General features: G+C 38.2%; 17 protein-coding genes, 1 other RNA gene and 1 other annotated feature. Of the genes, 2 read left to right on the top strand and 16 right to left on the bottom strand.

All coding sequences use genetic code 11. From position 1 onward, the window contains the following. Positions 1–190: 190 nt before the first annotated feature. From NQ185_RS02345 to NQ185_RS02385, 9 genes are all read right to left on the bottom strand, one after another. Positions 191–1261, bottom strand: coding sequence for an AI-2E family transporter (locus NQ185_RS02345; RefSeq protein ID WP_257579909.1), 1071 nt, complete (start codon positions 1259–1261; stop codon positions 191–193). A 97-nt stretch (positions 1262–1358) separates the two neighbouring features. After that, positions 1359–1547 carry a YrzR-like zinc ribbon domain gene (locus tag NQ185_RS02350; RefSeq protein ID WP_244680478.1) on the bottom strand — a complete coding sequence of 63 codons (189 nt, stop codon included), beginning with the start codon at positions 1545–1547 and terminating at the stop codon, positions 1359–1361. After that, entirely contained in the window at positions 1519–2061 is a 543-nt protein-coding gene (locus tag NQ185_RS02355; protein ID WP_257579910.1) for a PRC-barrel domain-containing protein, read from the bottom strand. The genes NQ185_RS02350 and NQ185_RS02355 overlap by 29 nt, the downstream gene beginning before the upstream one ends. 14 nt (positions 2062–2075) lie before the next feature. Then, the gene (recD2, locus tag NQ185_RS02360; RefSeq protein WP_257579911.1) at positions 2076–4460 is read right to left on the bottom strand and encodes an SF1B family DNA helicase RecD2; all 2385 of its coding nucleotides are present in this window, start codon (positions 4458–4460) and stop codon (positions 2076–2078) included. A 24-nt stretch (positions 4461–4484) separates the two neighbouring features. Continuing rightward, the gene (locus NQ185_RS02365; RefSeq protein ID WP_257579912.1) at positions 4485–5156 is read right to left on the bottom strand and encodes a tetratricopeptide repeat protein; all 672 of its coding nucleotides are present in this window, start codon (positions 5154–5156) and stop codon (positions 4485–4487) included. Between the two features lie 74 nt (positions 5157–5230). Continuing rightward, positions 5231–6346 (bottom strand): tRNA 2-thiouridine(34) synthase MnmA, encoded by a 1116-nt coding sequence (gene mnmA, locus NQ185_RS02370; protein WP_257579913.1) that lies wholly within the window; start codon positions 6344–6346, stop codon positions 5231–5233. A gap of 14 nt (positions 6347–6360) precedes the next feature. Next, a complete protein-coding gene (locus tag NQ185_RS02375) occupies positions 6361–7503 on the bottom strand; it encodes a cysteine desulfurase family protein (protein ID WP_257579914.1) in 1143 nt (380 codons plus the stop codon). A gap of 22 nt (positions 7504–7525) precedes the next feature. Then, on the bottom strand, positions 7526–7945 hold the full coding sequence (gene cymR, locus NQ185_RS02380) for a cysteine metabolism transcriptional regulator CymR (RefSeq protein WP_257579915.1): 420 nt from the start codon (positions 7943–7945) through the stop codon (positions 7526–7528). Next, the gene (locus NQ185_RS02385) at positions 7945–8610 is read right to left on the bottom strand and encodes a YczE/YyaS/YitT family protein (RefSeq protein WP_257579916.1); all 666 of its coding nucleotides are present in this window, start codon (positions 8608–8610) and stop codon (positions 7945–7947) included. The genes cymR and NQ185_RS02385 overlap by 1 nt, the downstream gene beginning before the upstream one ends. A 118-nt stretch (positions 8611–8728) precedes the next feature. On the opposite strand from NQ185_RS02385, the gene NQ185_RS02390 reads away from it, so the two are divergent. Beyond that, entirely contained in the window at positions 8729–9997 is a 1269-nt protein-coding gene (locus NQ185_RS02390) for a replication-associated recombination protein A (RefSeq protein ID WP_257579917.1), read from the top strand. A gap of 45 nt (positions 9998–10042) precedes the next feature. On the opposite strand, the gene NQ185_RS02395 is transcribed toward NQ185_RS02390, so the two are convergent. The 5 genes from NQ185_RS02395 to NQ185_RS02415 form a co-directional block, all read right to left on the bottom strand. Further along, a complete protein-coding gene (locus NQ185_RS02395; RefSeq protein WP_257579918.1) occupies positions 10043–10807 on the bottom strand; it encodes a tRNA threonylcarbamoyladenosine dehydratase in 765 nt (254 codons plus the stop codon). Between the two features lie 120 nt (positions 10808–10927). Beyond that, a non-coding RNA gene (gene ssrS, locus NQ185_RS02400) (6S RNA) lies at positions 10928–11116 on the bottom strand. An 89-nt stretch (positions 11117–11205) separates the two neighbouring features. Then, the gene (gene aspS / locus NQ185_RS02405) at positions 11206–12987 is read right to left on the bottom strand and encodes an aspartate--tRNA ligase (RefSeq protein ID WP_257579919.1); all 1782 of its coding nucleotides are present in this window, start codon (positions 12985–12987) and stop codon (positions 11206–11208) included. A gap of 12 nt (positions 12988–12999) precedes the next feature. Next, positions 13000–14271: a histidine--tRNA ligase gene (hisS, locus tag NQ185_RS02410; protein WP_257579920.1), complete on the bottom strand. Its 1272-nt coding sequence runs from the start codon at positions 14269–14271 to the stop codon at positions 13000–13002. A gap of 63 nt (positions 14272–14334) precedes the next feature. After that, positions 14335–14565 (bottom strand) — a binding site (T-box leader). A gap of 88 nt (positions 14566–14653) precedes the next feature. Further along, positions 14654–14830, bottom strand: a complete 177-nt coding sequence (locus NQ185_RS02415) for a hypothetical protein (protein ID WP_257579921.1) — start codon at positions 14828–14830, stop codon at positions 14654–14656. 678 nt (positions 14831–15508) lie between these two features. Here NQ185_RS02415 and NQ185_RS02420 point away from each other — a divergent pair. Then, positions 15509–16780: an N-acetylmuramoyl-L-alanine amidase family protein gene (locus tag NQ185_RS02420; RefSeq protein ID WP_257579922.1), complete on the top strand. Its 1272-nt coding sequence runs from the start codon at positions 15509–15511 to the stop codon at positions 16778–16780. A 320-nt stretch (positions 16781–17100) separates the two neighbouring features. Here the strand turns inward: NQ185_RS02420 and NQ185_RS02425 are convergent, their stop codons facing one another. Next, positions 17101–17976, bottom strand: coding sequence for a hypothetical protein (locus tag NQ185_RS02425; RefSeq protein ID WP_257579923.1), 876 nt, complete (start codon positions 17974–17976; stop codon positions 17101–17103). After that, complete coding sequence (locus NQ185_RS02430) at positions 17969–18511, bottom strand: RNA polymerase sigma factor (protein ID WP_257579924.1); 543 nt, start codon at positions 18509–18511, stop codon at positions 17969–17971. Before NQ185_RS02430 ends, NQ185_RS02425 begins: the two co-directional genes overlap by 8 nt. Positions 18512–18903 lie beyond the last annotated feature (392 nt).

The following is an 18903-nucleotide window of genomic DNA, read 5'->3' on the forward strand; positions in this document are numbered from 1 at the left end:
TACCTTAACGCGGTTAACGTTAGTGATTAGCTACTCTCAGGATTGGCATCTGTCATTCTTCATCTGGAATTTCTTTCAGCCTAGGAAATTCCTCTCTTAAGATGGGCTATAACATTTAGATCCTTCTTCAATTTACACATTATAGAATTTATACTTGAAATTATAGAGAACTTGGGATTCTTTGTCAATGCTAAGTCTGCCTCATTTTAATTAAATGATCCCTAGAGTGAATAATAGCGATTTTAATAACAGCCAAAATTGGAACTGAAATAATCATCCCAATGATTCCAAGTGCCTCTCCCCCTATGATCAGGGCCGCAATGATAAATAAAGGATGCATATGCAAGGATTTTCCTGCAATATACGGCGATAATATATTTCCTTCTGTAAACTGAAGTATGAATACTATTACACCAGCTATAATTGCCAATTTAACGGAAGACATTAACGCGATCATTATAACGGGAATTGCACCGATAAGTGGACCAAAATAAGGGATGACGTTTGTTAGAGCAATGATGATACCCAAAAGAATAGGATACTGTACCCCAATAATTCCAAAAGCGATTGCTGCCGCCACTCCTATTATGACACATACAAGAATTTGTCCACGTATATAACCGCCTAAAGATTCATTGACGGCATCCAAAAATTGGACTCCATTTCGTCGCCACTTCTTCGGTGTTATATACCAACATGCTTTTTTGATTGCATCTAAATCCTTGAGCATATAAAAAGAAAGGAATGGTACAACTAATAATATAAGTAAAAAATCAAAAATATTCATAATTGCTTTCGTCGTTTTTTCAATTAACTTGTTAAACCATTGTTCAACATCATTAATTCTTTCATCAACTTGAATTTGGATGCCTTCCGGGAAACTTGCTGTCGAGGTTTCAACTTGGTGTATCCAATCCCGATAATGGCCAATAAAAATAGGGAGTTGTTCGGAAAACTCCTTCATCTGTTTGATCATCATTGGAATTCCTAAATATATGGCAAATCCAGTTCCACCAAAAAAGAGGAGATAAATAATTAAAATAGCGAGATATCTTTTCATTCCTAAGCTTTCTATCTTCTCAACCAACGGATGTAATAAATACGCAATCAGCCCACTCAAAAAAAATGGAAGAAGACCAATCATTATAGTTGTTAAAATGGGCTTCCAAAGCGGCTTTAATAATAAAAAGCAATAAATAATAATAAAAATAAGCAATGTGATTATTAATCGGTAAATAACTCGGAGATGGTGCTGCTTCAAAATAATTCCCCCTCCTAGTTAGTTTTCCGAAACGAGAACGGTTTTATCCTCTGAATGTAAAGAAACTGCCCTAAAATAGGACAGTTTCTTTAGTCGATTAGCTCAGTTTTCGTTCCTGTTCATTAAACAAGTCATCCAATGAACTTAAAGATCCATCTTCTTCCACTTGATGTGTGTGTATTAAACGATTACCGACCGACAGTTCAATAAAACAGTTCCAACAGTAATATTGATTGATGCCTATTTTACCAAGATCTTTACTTTGGCAATTGGGACATTTCATCATGGGATTTGCCACCTCGCAGCTTAGTTACCGACACGATAATGGCATCTTTTCCAATCTTAGGTGGGTGGGGAGTTCTGATCACTCGTTTTCCTTGAGTTATATCAGAAAAGAAACCATCCGTCAGTTCATACCCTACGATTGTGCCCATTTCTTCCAGAAAATATACATCATCTAATAGACCAAGCTGCTCTCCTATTTGCGATAATGTATGTTTCTTTGTAAGTGGCTTGTCATGATGCATCGTAAATTCAGAAGACTTCCCTTTATATTTAGTAAGAAGCTCCTTACTTTCAAGCAAGATCCCATCTTTACCAAATGAAATGATATTCTGTATTGGAACTTTGTGCCTATTGCCAATCAAGCCTTTACATTGTAGTAAAAGGTGGGATACTTTTCCGCTTTCTTGAATGATAATGTCACACACTTCACCAAGCAAATCTCCATTTTTTTCATAAACAGGCATCCCTTTTAAAAGAGAAAATGTCCGCAAAGAATCCCCCGCCTTTCCGAACATTTTTATTTTCCTCCTCAATCCAAAAAATCATAAGGCGAAACATTTTCCATGCCGATCATTGGATCGATAAGTGGGATGGTTTCTTCCGTCAAAACTTCCTGTTGTTGAATTGGAGGCGAATTTGAATCTGAAATTAATCTTTCATATAACGATGTTTTTCTAATTAAATCATCCTTGCGTTCCACTCCCATGCGAAAGGCACTTTCTTCACCGCATAATATAAGAAATTGTTTACTTCTCGTAATCGCAGTATAGAGTAAATTCCGTCTTAACATTCTATAATAGCTGCGGACGACAGGAAGGATGACAATAGGAAATTCACTTCCTTGGGACTTATGGATGGAGCAGCAGAAAGCGTGAGTGATTTGGTTTAAGTCTCCTCTAGTGTAGGTTACTTCTGTTCCTTCAAAAGAGACAATCACCATATCTTGATTTTCTGTATTTTCCTTAGCATATAAAATAGAAATAATTTCTCCCATATCGCCATTAAATACATGTTGTTCGGGTTGATTTACTAACTGTAGCACTTTGTCGCCGATTCTAAATGTAACATCTCCAAAAACGATTTCTTTTCTATTCTTATCATGATTAGGGTTAAAAATTTCCTGAAGTATTTTATTTAAATTATCAATCCCCGCCGGTCCTCGGTACATTGGTGCCAGAACTTGAACATCTTTTGCTGTATAACCTTTTTGTTTAGCGTTTAGGACAACTTTTTTTATGACTTCGCTTATTTGTCCTGTTTGGCATTGAAAAAAGGAGCGATCTTTCTGCTGCTTGACGAGATCAACTGGTGTTCTGCCATTTTTAATTTCGTGTGCAAGATTAATGATAGAGGATCCTTCCTCTTGACGATATATGTCCGTTAATTGAACAGTTGGGATACTATTGGAGTCAATTAAATCCTTAAGTACTTGACCGGGTCCAACAGATGGCAGTTGGTCTTCATCCCCTACAAAAATGACTTGAATTGATTGTGGCAATGCTTTTAATAATTGATGAGCAAGCCATGTATCCACCATCGACATTTCATCCACGATGACAAGCCTGCCTTCAATTTCCCGCACTTCATCGGAATCAAGCTGTTCCTGTCCCGTCATTCCTAAAAGTCTGTGAATGGTCATTGCAGGCAGACCAGTCGATTCAGCCATTCTTTTAGCAGCTCTACCCGTCGGAGCCGTTAATAGAATAGGGAAGGGTTCTTCCTTTTTATAAGCATGCGGTTCAAGTGATAATCCGTGTAATTCCGCATATAACTCGACAATCCCTTTTATGACGGTTGTTTTACCCGTCCCCGGTCCACCAGTCAATATCATCATCGGGCTCGATAAGGCTGTTTTTATTGCATCTCGTTGCGAAGGAGCATAATCAACGTGTAATCGTTCCTCTAAATTACCTAGTGAAAGTAAAAATTCCGATTCAGGAAATTGTTCTGCATACTCGGTTTGTTCCATAATTCGCTCAATATTTGTAACAATTCCTTTTTCAGAAAAATACAAGGAAGGCATATATACACGCTTATTTTCGCCTACAATTTTCCCTTCCTCTTCCAGCATAATTAATTGTGTTGCAATATCCTGAAAAGGAACGTCAATTCTCTGGCTTTCTTCCAGTAAAACTTTTACTTTTTCAAGAATCTCCGCGCTATCTAAATATACATGTCCATTTTTTAAACATTCTTGCTCTAAAACGAATAAACAACCAGCTTTAATTCGATCGGGATGACTTCCAGTAATTCCGAGCTGACTCCCTAGTTCATCTGCCCTTACAAAACCAATTCCTTCCACATCCTCAATCAATTGATATGGATTATTTTGCAATACCTTCAACGTCTCATCTTTATACACTTGGTAAATCTTCATGGAAATTTGAGGACCAAAACCGTATTGATTTAGAGCAATCATTACTTGTTCAAGCCCCTGATGCTCAAGTAGTGAATCGTATAGTTGCTTTGCCGTTTCAGGAGCAAGCTTAGGAACTTGATCAAGTAGTGAAGGCTGTCCCAGTATTCTAGATATGGCATTTTCACCAAGTGAATCAACAATTCGTTCAGCTGTTTTTTTTCCGATCCCTTTAAATAAATCACTTGATAAATACGTTACAACACCTTGCTTCGTTTGGGGCATTTCTTTTTTAAAATGATCGGCATTAAATTGTAGCCCAAATTTAGGGTGATCTTTAAATTGCCCATAAAAAATATATGTTTCCTGCTCATGAAGCTTAGGAAAAAACCCGGTGACAACTGCCTCTTTTTCCTTGTGATCAACATTCGTTCCAACTACTCTAACCCGGATGACAGAATAAAAGTTTTGTTCATTATGAAAGATTGTCACGAGATGGCGACCTTTTATATACATTTCGTTATCTTGAAATAAATCAAGAGAATCCTGAGCAGTCATATTTGATTCCCCCATCCTAGTGGCTTATTGCCCTTCTTCTTCCAACAAGTTTTCCACTAGTTTCTTACCATTTGCCGCAAGTGCATGATTTGGTTGAATTTCCAAAGCTTTATTAAAACAATGAAGAGCCTTTTCTACATCTTCATGATGGGCTAAATAAGCAACACCCAAATTATAATAGGCATCCGCATGATTGGAATTCGCCTTGACTACGTTCTCCAATTGCTTTATCGCCTCGTCGTATACTTCGCTTCGTGCCAGCGAAAGGGCATATTGAAATCTAGCTTCTACATCTTGACCATTAAGCTCCACACTTCTTTGTAAATAAGGAAGTGATAATTCATTTCTTCCAAGATTCACAAAACACATTCCTAGCATATATTGGAGATCGTTCGTTTCCGGCCCGATTGCGAGAGCCTTCTCGAACATCCCTGCCGCTTTATCATAGCGCTCTTTATTGAAAAATAAGTTACCATAGCTGTAAAAAGCTGCCGATGCTTTCTCATCAATATCTATCGCTCTTTTTAAAAATTGTTCAGCTCTCTCTAGCTCTCCTACAGAAATAAGAACGTTAGCGAAATTAACATATCCAACAGCATCGTGCGGATTTTCTTCTATCGCTTCTGTAAACATTTGAATTGCTTTTTCAACATTTCCTTTTTGTAAAAACTCAATTCCTTGCAAATTTTTATCCATTTTATTCACTCCGAAACTTCAATTAATTGGATTATAACATATAAAAAACTGCTTATCATAATAATGATAAGCAGTTAGCCGACATAATCAAGTTTATGATTATTTTTATAAATCGTATCAATCGTACCGCCGCCTAGACATTCTTCCTCATTATAAAACACAACTGCTTGTCCTGGGGTAACGGCTCGAACAGGTTTTGCAAATATCACATTTACGTCACCATTTTCCTGAATCTGCACGGTCACTTCTTCATCTGGTTGACGATAACGAAACTTTGCGGTACAAGTAAATTCTTGCGGCTTTTGTTGATTCGATACCCAATTTACGTTTACTGCATGAATTGAATCAGAATATAGAGAAGGATGGTCAAAGCCTTGTTCCACATAAAGAACATTCCGTTCTAAATCTTTTCCAACGACGAACCAAGGTTCTCCTGCACCACCAATTCCAAGCCCGTGACGTTGACCAATTGTATAATACATTAGTCCATCATGCTTGCCAACTTTTTTCCCATCGAGTGTCTCCATTTCCCCTTTTTGAGCAGGTAAATAACCGCTTAGAAATTCCTTGAAATTTCTCTCACCGATGAAGCATATACCTGTGCTATCTTTTTTGGATGCTGTCGCAAGTCCTGCTTCTTTTGCAATTTCTCTTACTCGCTTTTTATCAATTGAACCAATTGGAAACATGACTTTTTGAAGTTGATCCTGACCTAATTGATTCAAAAAATACGTTTGATCTTTATTTGAATCTACACCACGGAGCATTTTTACTTTCTCGTCGTGCATTTCAACTTGTGCATAATGTCCAGTTGCCAAATAATCGGCGCCAAGTTTCATTGCATGCTCCAGAAATGCTTTAAACTTTATTTCCTTATTACACATTACATCGGGGTTCGGAGTCCGTCCTGCTTTATATTCATCAAGAAAATACGTAAACACTTTATCCCAATATTGTTTTTCAAAATTAACTGCATAATACGGAATGCCGATTTGGTTGCACACTTGGATAACATCGTTATAATCCTCCGTTGCGGTACAAACCCCATTTTCGTCTGTATCATCCCAATTTTTCATGAAAATGCCAATTACATCATATCCTTGCTCTTTTAACAATAAAGCAGCTACTGATGAATCAACACCGCCAGACATACCAACTACGACACGCGTATCTTTTGGCGCTTTAATCATCTTTCATCTTCCTTTCAATTTTGTAGCCTATGAACAATTCTTGCTGTCTCTCTTGCGGCCTCTACTACTTGATCTAATTCATTCCCAAGTCCAAAGCTGAAGCGAATGGAATTTCTAGTTCGTTCAGAATTTGATCCGTACATCGCTACAAGTACATGGGAAGGCTCGATTGAACCAGCTGTACAAGCAGATCCGCTTGAAGCAGATATTCCCGCCATATCTAAATTAACTAGCATTGCCTCCACATCCGTTCTGGGGAAACTGATATTTACGATATGTGGGAGAGAACTCTCACTAGAGCCATTTACAATAAAATCAACTTGTTCTGATTTCAAAGTTTTTATAAAGGTATTTTTTATTTTCTTATATTCATTTTGTTTTTCTTCAATACTTTCCATTGCTATAGCTGATGCTTTAGCAAAACCGGCAATTAAAGGAACACTTTCAGTACCTGCCCGCCTTTTTAATTCTTGTTCTCCGCCAAAAGAACTCGGATTAAGTTTAGTTCCTGACTTTATATATAAAAAGCCAATTCCTTTTGGACCATTTATTTTATGGGCAGATACAGACAGCAAGTCTACATTTAATTTTTTAACATCTAATAGAATTGTTCCATAAGCTTGAACCGCATCCGTATGGAAGACTGCTTGATGTGAACTTAAAAGCTCGCCGATTTCTTGAATAGGCTGGATGACTCCTACTTCATTATTACCATACATAATTGAAACAAGAATCGTGTCAGACCTTATTTGATTTTTTACTGTTTCCACACTTATGAGACCATCTTGATTTGGAGCAAGGTATGTAACTTCAAACCCTTCCTTTTCAAGAAACTGACATGTATGGAGAACAGCATGGTGTTCGATATTAGTCGTGATGATGTGTTTGCCTTTATGTTTATTCGCTCGTGCCGCTCCGATAATCGCTAAATTATCCGCCTCAGTACCACCGCTAGTAAAAACTATTTCAGAGAAAAGGGCGTTTAGACTGTTTGCCAATATCGTTCGCGACTCATCCAATACCTTTCTTGACTCACGCCCAAATGAATGGATACTGGATGGATTTCCAAATGTATAAGACATCGTTTCTGCAATTTTTTCCGCAACGAGCGGATGAATGGGAGTCGTCGCCGCATGATCTAGATATATTCTATCCATGTTTTTCACCTGTTTCTAAAAATTAGATATAGAACATATAAGAATCAGGCGTATCATCGTCCGAATGATTAGCCAGATCCTCTACCGTTGTATTATCCAAAACATCTTTCACTGCATCTCGAATCCTCATCCATAATTTACGTTTAGCAGGCTCTTCATCTTCAATCCCTTCAACAGGACTGATCGGACCCTCCAATACACGAATGATATCTCCCGCTGTAATTTTTGCAGGTTCATCAGCTAAAACATAACCACCGTAAGCTCCCCTTATACTTCTAACAAGACCAGCATTGCGCAGTGGGCCTGCCAATTGCTCTAAATAATGCTCTGAGAGATCATGGGTTTGGGCAATTGACTTTAAGGATATAGGTCCCTCACCATGTCTTTTTGCCAGCTCAATCATTATCGTTAATCCATATCTACCTTTTGTTGAAATTTTCATTAGCTTACACCTCGTTCTAGTTCTTTCTCAATGTGATTATCTATCTTTTTGTCCAATATTTTATCCGTTAATAGTTGACATTGCGGTAAGGCAAACCCGATAAACGTTCCAATGGCGACACTGAATATAAGTGTGCCGACAAAAACGGGCCCACCTAATAGCCATCCAATAAAAAGAACGGCTATTTCCATTATTCTACGAACTGTCGACACTTTCCAGCCAGTTTTCTCCTGCATAGCCAGCATGAAACTGTCCCTCGGACCGGCTCCGAGCTTAGCCGATAAATAAATACCCATTCCATATGAGTAAAGTATCATCCCAATTAAAAACATAACTATTTTCCCTAATAAAGAATCAGGTTCATTCAAAAACGGAAGAAGCATGAACATATCTATAAAAATACCAATCAGAATCATATTTAAATACGCACCATATTGTGGCCATCTCTTCATCAGTACTGCTGAACTTCCCAATATTGTAATTCCGACGAGAATGGACCATGTGCCAATCGATAACCCTAATTGATAATAAAGGCCAACATGCAATACATCCCAAGGTGAAACCCCGAAGTCTGAAATAATCATTAAAACAATCCCTAGAGACATAATTAGTAAACCGATCGTAAAAATAATATGCCTACAAAAATTTTTTCTATGTTTTTGCATACGTGTGTACTCCTTTGCATTGCTCAATTATAGCACATACATATTCTTAAATGCATACCTACTGCTGATTTGTTATGATAGAATGAATAGTATAGAACGTAGGTTTGGAGAGATTACATTGAAAAATCAACCTTTAGCCTTTAGAATGCGCCCCCAATCAATAGAAGAGATTGCCGGGCAGCAGCATTTAGTTGGAGAAGGGAAAATCATTGCAAGAATGGTTAAAGCAAAACAGCTGTCTTCAATGATATTATATGGTCCTCCGGGAATCGGAAAAACATCTATTGCAAGTGCAATTGCGGGCAGTACAAAATATGCCTTCAGAACACTAAATGCCGTAACAAATAATAAAAAAGATATGGAAATTGTTGCTGCAGAAGGAAAGATGAGTGGGAAAGTCATACTATTATTGGATGAGGTCCATAGACTTGATAAGGGAAAACAAGATTTTTTACTGCCATATTTAGAAAATGGAATGATAATTTTAATAGGAGCAACAACGAGTAATCCGTATCACGCTATAAATCCCGCCATTAGAAGCCGCTGTCAAATCTTTGAGTTATTTCCATTAACGGAAACTGAAATAAAAGAAACGTTGCTTAGAGCATTGGAAGACCCTGTTAGGGGACTCGGTTCTTATTCCATTTCTCTTGATGAAAAAGCTTTAAATCATCTAGCAAGATCGAGTAATGGAGATGCTAGAAGTTCTTTAAATGCATTGGAACTTGCTGTATTATCGACTGAACCAAGTGAAGATGGCGTGATTCAAATTACTGAAGCGATTGCTGAAGAGTGCCTTCAAAAGAAAAGCTTGGCACATGATAAAGATGGAGATGCTCATTATGATGTATTAAGCGGCTTTCAAAAGTCTATTAGAGGAAGCGATGCGAATGCAGCCCTTCATTATTTAGGTCGTTTAATTGAAGCCGGTGACCTACCAAGCATTTCAAGGAGACTACTCGTGATCGCATATGAAGATATAGGTCTTGCCAATCCGCAAGCGGGACCACGGACTTTGGCCGCGATCCAAACTGCTGAAAAAATTGGATTCCCGGAAGCAAGAATCCCACTTGCAAATGCGGTTATAGAATTATGTTTATCACCGAAATCCAATTCCGCTATCAGTGCCATTGATGAAGCACTTGCTGACATCCAAGCAGGATTAAGTGGAGAAGTTCCCCTCCATTTAAAAGACGCCCATTATAAAGGAGCAAAAGCGCTTGGAAGAGGGATTGATTATAAATACCCTCATGATTATGAAAACGGTTGGGTCAAGCAGCAATATCTCCCTGATAAATTGAAGAATAAGCAGTACTATAAACCAAAACAAACTGGAAAATTCGAACAAGCACTTGCATCGATATATGAAAAAATCAATAAAAGTTAATCAATAAGGCAGTTAAGAATCACTTCTTAACTGCCTTTCACTATTTTACTCATCGTTTACTCTATAGATACGAATGTCCTTCAAGATTTCGCGAACGACGTAACTCGCCATAATCAAGCCAACTGTCGAAGGAACAAATGCATTAGAAGAAGGCGGCATTTGCGCCTTTCTAATCTCCGAGTCATCCTTCCCGACCGTTTTCCGTACATCTTCACGAATAACAATAGGACTCTCATCAGAGAAAACAACAGGAATTCCTTTTTTAATGCCTTCTTTTCTAAGTCTCGTTCTAATTACTTTCGCAATCGGGTCCGTATGCGTTTTAAAAATATCCTTAATCATTAATCGTGTTGGATCCATTTTATTGGCAGCACCCATTGATGAAATAATCGCGATATCACGCTTTAAGCATTCTTTGATTAAATGAATTTTAAAAGATATGGTGTCTGAAGCATCAACAACAAAATCCGGTTTATGTTCAAAAAAAGTTTCATATGTCTCCTCTGTATAAAACATTTTTAAAGCAACCACTTCACATTCAGGATTTATATCCTCAATTCTTTTTTTCATTAAATCAACTTTGGGCTGTCCAACTGTTGACAGTAGGGCAATGAGTTGTCTGTTCACATTTGTTATATCTACATCATCTTTATCAACAAGAATTAATTTTCCAATACCGCTTCGCGCCAATGCCTCCGCTGCAAATGTACCTACTCCACCTACTCCAAGAATGGCAACTGTGCTGTTTTTTAATAATGTTAGTCCTTCCTTTCCAATCGCCAATTCGTTTCTAGAAAATTGATGCAACATGTATATCAGCTCCAAGTATGTTAAGTCTTTTTACTCTGAATTAGAATAAATGAAAAAGTACTATTTTACAACAAAATAAAAACAGCCTTTCAATAAAAGGCTGCTTTGTTAGAAATTAGGAAAAGTCCCAATTATGCCGTCTGTTAAAAATCCTTTGTTTTGAACCCGCTCTTGGCAGGTGGGTGTCCTGCTCCAGGCCTTACGTGTCCTCTCGTGGAGGCTTGCATTTAGTCTGGAAACGCCAAACTCCCGTAGGTATGAGATGTCGGTCAAAACGAAAAGGTGTATAGACGAACACATCAGGACTTTTCTTGTTGATTAAATATTAACATAGGAAAATGCTTTTTTCAAACGTAATTGCATGGGAAATTATCCCCAATTTACCTATTACAAATCCATTACAAAACCTTTTCAGCCTTGACATCTACAGCAAGATGCAATTCTTTTAGTTGAGATTCACTCACCTCATCAGGCGCCTTCATTAACAAATCACTCGCACTTGCCGTTTTCGGGAAAGCAATCGTATCACGAAGGCTATTTCTGCCGGCTAAGAGCATGACAATTCGATCTAGTCCTAAGGCAATACCACCATGGGGAGGGGTTCCATATTCAAAAGCTTCAAGCAAAAATCCAAATTGCTCTTTCGCTTCTTCCGCGGAAAATCCGAGTACCTTAAACATCTTTTCTTGAATGTCACGTTCATATATTCGCAATGAACCTCCACCTAATTCATAGCCATTTAATACTAGGTCATACGCTTGTGCTTTCACCTCACTCGGATCTGATTCAAGCTTATCCAAATCTTCGCGCCGAGGCATTGTAAAAGGATGATGTGCTGCATAATAGCGATTTTCTTCTTCATCATATTCCAGTAATGGCCACTCTGTAACCCAGAGGAAATTGTATTGATTTTCATTGATCAATCCTAAAGCTTTACCAAGCTTCAAGCGTAATGCACCTAATGAATCTGCCACAACTTTTTTGGAATCAGCTGCAAACAGTATTAAGTCTCCTTGTTCAGCTGAAAGGAATCCACAAAGCTCTGTTTGTTCAGTTTCAGCGAAGAATTTTGCGATTGGACCTTTTAATCCATCAGCATCAACTTTGAGCCAGGCTAGACCTTTAGCTCCGTAACGAGCAGCAAATTCACCTAAACCGTCAATATCTTTTCTAGAAAATTGATCAGCACGTTCTTTTACGACGAGAGCTTTCACTCGGCCGCCAGTTGAAATGGCATTTGAAAATACTTTAAAGCTGGAGTTTTCGACTAACTTTGAAATATCTTGTAATTCCATTCCAAATCGTGTATCCGGTTTATCTGATCCATACTTTTCCATTGCTTCGTCATATGGCATGATAGGGAAAGGAGTCTGGATTTCAAGTCCTTTCGTAGCTAACATTACTTGCTTCATCATCCGCTCAACCATTTCCCTAATGTCTTCTTGACTCATGAAGCTTACTTCAATATCAATTTGTGTAAATTCCGGCTGACGGTCAGCCCGCAAATCCTCATCACGAAAACATCTGGCAATTTGATAATATTTATCAAATCCACTAACCATCAATAATTGCTTAAATATTTGCGGTGATTGCGGCAAAGCAAAAAACTCTCCTGGATGAACACGGCTTGGGACTAAATAATCCCTTGCCCCTTCCGGAGTACTCTTCGTAAGAATTGGCGTTTCGATATCAAGATATCCCTCTTCATCCAAAAAGTTACGAATCGTTCTCGTTACTGTCGAGCGCATTTTAAAAACATCGTACATTTCCGTTCTGCGAAGATCCAAATATCTATATTTCAAGCGGATGTCTTCAGCCGCTTCGGAATTGTTTTCAATCATAAATGGAGGAGTCTTCGATTCGTTGATAATGTTTACTTCAGATACGACTATTTCTATTTTACCTGTTTTCAAATTTTCATTTATCGTTCCTATATCTCTTGCCACAACGGTCCCACGAACATCCACTACGTATTCGTTTCTGACTTTTTCGGCAATTGCTAGTGCTTGCCTAGATATTTCAGGATTAAAGACAATTTGTACAATACCCGTTCTGTCACGAAGATCAATGAATATCAATCCTCCTAAATCACGACGTCTTTGCACCCATCCCTTTAAAATAACGGACTCTCCAATCGACTTATCCGTAATCTCTCCACAATAATGTGTTCTACCAAACATACAAAATCCTCCTCATCGGCATTGCTTACTAAATTCATCTATAAAATTGTGCAGCGACATTACGCTTTGTTCACCATTATCTAAATTTTTTACAGTTATTTTGCCAGTTTGCAACTCTTCATCGCCTAAAATAATTGCGAATTTAGCACCTAGACGCTCAGCAGCTTTAAATTGCGCTTTTAGTTTTCGATTTAAATAATCACGATCAGAAGAAAACCCTGCTTGACGTAATTTTTGCAATAAAGAAACAGAATAGTCTCTCGCTTCATCTCCAAGTGCAATAATATAGCAGTCAGCAGCGTATTTGGAATCAATATTTATTCCTTCTGCCTCCAGAGCACTTATCAATCTTTCCATACTTAATGCAAAACCGATTCCGGGCGTATCAGGACCACCCATCTCTTCTACAAGTCCATTATATCTACCGCCGCCGCAAAGAGTTGTAATCGCTCCAAAGCCTTCTGCTTCACTCATGATTTCAAATGCTGTGTGGTTATAGTAATCCAATCCTCTAACTAAAGTTGGATCCACGATGAAATCAATATCCATTTCTGATAAGTATTGTTTTACCTTTTCAAAATATTGCTTCGAATCTTCATTTAAAAACTCAAGAATCGAAGGTGCTGATTTCATTAACTCATGATCACGGTCTTTCTTACAATCAAGTATTCTTAATGGATTTTTTTCGAGCCGTTTTTGGCAATCTCCACAAAATTCATCAATTCTTGGTTCGAAGTGATTAATCAGGGCCGTTCTATGAGCATTCCTGCTCTCATTGTCTCCAAGACTATTAATGACAAGGCGCAGCTTCTTTAAACCGAGAGATTTGTATAAATCCATTGCAAGCGAAATCACTTCGGCATCAATAGCTGGATCCATACTTCCTAATGCTTCTACCCCAAACTGAACAAATTGGCGGTATCTTCCTGCTTGTGGACGCTCGTAACGGAACATCGGCCCTAAATAATAAAGCTTTACCGGTTGTGTGGGATTTCCAAACATTTTATTTTCTGCAAAAGATCGAACGACTGAAGCGGTTCCTTCCGGCCGAAGTGTGATGTTCCTTCCACCTCGATCATGAAAGGAGTACATTTCCTTTTGTACAATGTCAGTCGTATCCCCAACTCCTCGTAAAAAAAGTTCAGTATTTTCAAAAATAGGAGTTCGGATTTCCCGATATTGATATTTATTGCAAATTTCTTTCGCTTTTCCCTCAATGAATTGCCACTTTTCAACCACTCCAGGAAGGATGTCTTGCGTCCCTCTCGGTATTTGTATGGTCATAACGATTCCTCCTTTAACAAAAACGGATTAAAAATAAAAACCCCTCGTCTCTTGTTTCGAAAAACAAGGGACGAGAGGTATATTCCCGCGGTGCCACCCTTTTTGAAGCTGAAAATCCAGCTCCCACTCAAACAGTTATCGCCTGATTACGTTCATTCCTACTAAGATTTACCCTTTCGAAACGAAAGCCTACGGAATGTGCTTCATTAAGTCGATTTGGAGAAATGCTTCCAGCCATGGCATTTCCTCTCTTTCCATACGGATCTTAATTACTTTTTCCCTCATTGGCTACTATGTTCATGTTTATAATTATTCATTTATCATACGAATATCATAAAACTTTGTCAATACATACCATAATTGTTTTATTCCGTTTTTAAAGCTAAGACCTACCCATTCTTTTTTTAAACCCTTTAATATCTGCCAAAGAAAGTCCGTATTCTGAACTATGCTCCTCCATAACCGTATAATTCTCTTTTTCAATACTATGTTTAAAATTCAATGAAAAAAGCTGAGATGTACTGAAGGAAGCTATACGATTTTGTTCATTTGCTCTCAACTTGATGCCTCCTATTTATTTTATAGACTCTCGGGATTCACCGATTTAGATGGTACAAGTTTTCCACATTTATGACAAAAGTTCCGGGGGGCGTGCGGTGAGCCTCCTCAGTCGCTTCGCGCCTTGCGGGGTCTCACCTATCACGCAGATCCCCCGACGGACAGGAAGTCCTAGTGTCGGCGTTGGCCCCAGGACGTGGCCGTTTTTAGCCGACCAGGAGTCGCCGCCCTCCAATCCAATTAACTAATATTTTCTTTTCTCATGTTGGGCGACTCTTCATCCCTCTACTATAACTGAATGTTGATTTCAAGACGTTTGAAAAATAAACGGAAGAATTCCTTTTATTTTGAAAAATACCCATATTTCCTTAAAAATAAGGGATGATTTTCCGTTTATATGATTCAAATCTATGGATTTTGTTATATTTAGAGCAGTTAACCGGAATATCTCCGTTTATTTCTGCTACTTAAGCTCCCTCTATATACATTAACCGGAAATTCTCCGCCTATTTATTCTCTTACCTAAATGAAATCAACCATGCACTACCTTAGTTAGTATTACCCAATTTAATAAACTTAAAAGGATTTTTATACTTTTCCTCGAATATTAAATTTGATTAGAATATAAGAAAATTGGTAAAATTGATATTTAGGTCAGTGAGAAAGGCGGTTTCATTTTTTGGGGAAAAAACTATTCTTATTTATTATCATTCCATTCTTACTAGTTATTCTTTTTGTACGATTTTCTCCAGTAATTTTTGCGGAATCTGATACCATTGTTGTTACTGAAGATATAGTGAATGTTCGAGAAAAACCAGGTACAACTTATTCAATCATTACCCAAATCCGAAAAGGAGAAACATATGAAGTAAAAAATCAAAAAGATGACTGGTATGAAATTAAGCTTCCATCTGGTAAAAAAGGGTGGATAGCAAACTGGTTGGCCCAGGAGCAAAAAGCTCCATCGAACACAAGTACAGGAATGGTTACAGCCGATCATTTAAATATTCGATCAGAGCCGAATCTTTCCGGTTCTGTTTTAGGTAACCTACAAATGGGTGATGAAGTTGTTATTTTGGATCATAAAGATGATTGGTATGAAATAGAATTTTCATCTGGTCGCGCTTTTGTAAGCAGTGCTTACATTGAAACAATAAAACCAAGTCAACCAACTAATAGTAATATTTCTGGTCAGGAAGAACATTATATTAGCCCATTATATGATGGGACGAATATTAGAAAAAAACCAACCTTAAAATCGAATATAATTGGACAAGCTTCATCAAAAGATGTTTATAGGGTTTTAGAAAAAGATGGAGATTGGATAAAGATTGAATTTGGTTCAGGAAAAAAAGGGTTTATAGCAAGCTGGATTGTTTCAAGAACTAATAAAGTTCCGGCAAAGGCGAAAACTTTTTCAAAAACCATTGTTATTGATCCAGGTCACGGGGGACGTGATGAAGGGGCTGCCGGAGCAAACGGAACACTTGAGAAAGATTTGACGATGAATGCGGCATTACTTCTAAGTGATAAATTATCAACTGCTGGCTTTAATGTTGTATTGACTAGATCTTACGATGAATACGTAAGTTTACAAGATCGGGCGGAAATTGCTTATATCGAAAATGCCGACGTTTTCATTAGCCTGCACTTTGATAGTATAGAAGATAGTTCAGTTCATGGCCACACAACGTATTATTATTACGACAACGAAATGAAATTGGCGGAAACCGTGCACAATCATATTACTAACGCCATCAACATTTCAGACCGCGGGGTCCGATATGGCGACTACTATGTACTTAGAGAAAATCAACAACCTTCGATATTGCTTGAGCTAGGATATTTAAGCAACCCTGCCGAAGAGGAAATCATTAAAACGAATACGTACATGGATAAAATTACAAATGCGATTGAAAAAGGTCTAATTGATTATTTTTCGGGGAATTAAAAAAGGGAGGGATCTAAAATATCTTACTATGACTTTTTAGACACCTCCTCTTTTTTATTGATTTGTCTGTTAACCTTGACTGTTGATTTCCGCTGCAGGTGTTCGCTATCCGCGGGCGTTACGGGGAGCTTCCTCGGCGCCAAGGCGCCTGCGGGATCTCCCCAGTTCCGTATTCCCAGCGACGGACAGGACGTCCTAGTGTCGACGTTGGCCACAGGACGTGGCCGACTTTAGTCGACCAGGAGTCTCACACCTTCCGCTACAATCAACATTGTTCCAAAATCAATTACGTGCATTTTATAGGAGGAACTATTTTTATTTTAATTGTCTAACAAAGTGGCTGTTACTACTGTTTGTCTTAGTTCATTATTGCTTACTTTTACTCCAATTACTTTCGTTATTTCCTTCCCATCTCTATTTGTAATAGTTATGGTAATGGTATCCTCTCTTAAATTCTCGGGGTAGCCATCTAATTGAATATGGCCAATTCCTAAGCCTGTGCCCCCAGTAGCAATACGTGTTTTTTCTTCATCACTCAAATCATCTATTTTGATGCCCTCACCAAGGAAATGAGCGTAATCATCCGCCGCTGCCCATTGATATAGATCCCAAGCAACCCAGCGAAACCAAATTTTATCATAATCACTAAAATTCTCATCGAATGTCATGGTAAGTTGTTTATCATAAATAAGATCAAAGTCAGCTACTGCTATCTGTTTTTCTTCATCAAAGTACTGATAATACTCAACATCCCAATACTTCCTGTGCTGTGTTTCCGTCCAATCCACGGCATATATATACTCATTACTCGTAGTTATTTCAATTTTTTCTATGTCTTCACCGTCAATATAAAACTCCAAATCCGGTCTTGAATTTACATTGCTTACAGAAATCCCAAAATCCTCACGAGTATTTTCGTTGTCTGCTAATTGTATTCTAGTACCGTCCGGATCTATGATGTTGATTGCATAGGCAAATGCCTCACCATTAAATGGATTATTTATCGAAAATAGAAATGCTAATGCTACACATATAACAGAGGCTGCTGTTATTTTCGCCCAATCCCACCTCCATTTTTTCTTTGAGTCAGTAACTTTTTCGTGAGTTTGGGACAAGATCGCTTTTCTCATTCGTAATTTTTGTTCGTCTCCCGGTGTTGTGCTTTCGAAATAACCAATTAAATTTTTCTCATCCACGATAGTCATCTCCAATCTCCAATTTTAATCGCTTCTTAGCACTCCGGATCCTTGTTTTCACCGTATTAATATTCATGTCTAACATATCTGCAATTTCAATTAATTTATATCCCTCATAATAATGAAGGTATAGAATTAATCTGTGGGTAGCAGGTAATTTCCTCAATTTTTCCTCCAAATCGCTATACTCAAAGGAATCTGTTCCTAACCAACCCACGGTGTTTAAATCATAATCAACAACCTTTTTTTTCCACCATTTACGATGAAAATCGAAGCACTGATTCTTTGCTGTTACTATTAGCCATGCTTTTTCATGTTCGATGTCAATAAAAGATTTCTTACTTTCCATAAATTTCACAAATACCGTTTGCACAGCATCCTCAGCATCCTGGCTGTTGCCCAAAATCGAAAAGCAAACTCGATAAACAATTTCAACATGACGATCGTATACTTCGGTAATGTGACTGTTCATATGATCTGATGACATACGATCGGCACAATCCAACTCCGCACGTAACACGGATCTTTTCATCATCGATTCACATCCTCTCATTTGTAACACGATTATGGCGCTCAGAAGGTTTTAGTATTTCGCAAAAAATAACAACATGCCACAATATTAGCAATACGAAAGTATTTGAGACTCAACTATTATTCAGCAAAAAAGGTATAACTCCCTTATTAACGAGGGGAATTATACCTTTTAAAAAAATAAATCCTAATATAAGAACCTGTTGATTGGAGCGGAAGGCGGCGAAGACTCCTGGTCGGCTAAAGACGGCCACGTCATGTGGCAAACGCCGACACTAGGACGTCATGTCCGTCGCGGGAGTACGGAACAAGGGAGACCCCACAGGCGCTTGCGCCGAGGAGGCTCCCCGTACCGCCCGCGGAAAGCGAAGCCACCTGGAGCGGAAATCAACAGCC

It is taken from the genome of Lederbergia panacisoli (assembly GCF_024626525.1).
Classification (GTDB): Bacteria; Bacillota; Bacilli; order Bacillales; family Bacillaceae_C; genus Lederbergia; species Lederbergia panacisoli.

What these genes read in the sequence shown, in the direction of transcription:
- cymR (WP_257579915.1), bottom strand. Translation starts at nt 7,945, where the DNA reads ATGAAAATTTCAACAAAAGGTAGATATGGATTAACGATAATGATTGAG.
- NQ185_RS02395 (WP_257579918.1), bottom strand. Translation starts at nt 10,807, where the DNA reads ATGTTGCATCAATTTTCTAGAAACGAATTGGCGATTGGAAAGGAAGGA.
- NQ185_RS02430 (WP_257579924.1), bottom strand. Translation starts at nt 18,511, where the DNA reads ATGATGAAAAGATCCGTGTTACGTGCGGAGTTGGATTGTGCCGATCGT.
- NQ185_RS02350 (WP_244680478.1), bottom strand. Translation starts at nt 1,547, where the DNA reads ATGATGAAATGTCCCAATTGCCAAAGTAAAGATCTTGGTAAAATAGGC.
- recD2 (WP_257579911.1), bottom strand. Translation starts at nt 4,460, where the DNA reads ATGACTGCTCAGGATTCTCTTGATTTATTTCAAGATAACGAAATGTAT.
- NQ185_RS02365 (WP_257579912.1), bottom strand. Translation starts at nt 5,156, where the DNA reads ATGGATAAAAATTTGCAAGGAATTGAGTTTTTACAAAAAGGAAATGTT.
- NQ185_RS02385 (WP_257579916.1), bottom strand. Translation starts at nt 8,610, where the DNA reads ATGCAAAAACATAGAAAAAATTTTTGTAGGCATATTATTTTTACGATC.
- NQ185_RS02355 (WP_257579910.1), bottom strand. Translation starts at nt 2,061, where the DNA reads ATGTTCGGAAAGGCGGGGGATTCTTTGCGGACATTTTCTCTTTTAAAA.
- NQ185_RS02375 (WP_257579914.1), bottom strand. Translation starts at nt 7,503, where the DNA reads ATGGATAGAATATATCTAGATCATGCGGCGACGACTCCCATTCATCCG.
- hisS (WP_257579920.1), bottom strand. Translation starts at nt 14,271, where the DNA reads ATGACCATACAAATACCGAGAGGGACGCAAGACATCCTTCCTGGAGTG.
- aspS (WP_257579919.1), bottom strand. Translation starts at nt 12,987, where the DNA reads ATGTTTGGTAGAACACATTATTGTGGAGAGATTACGGATAAGTCGATT.
- mnmA (WP_257579913.1), bottom strand. Translation starts at nt 6,346, where the DNA reads ATGATTAAAGCGCCAAAAGATACGCGTGTCGTAGTTGGTATGTCTGGC.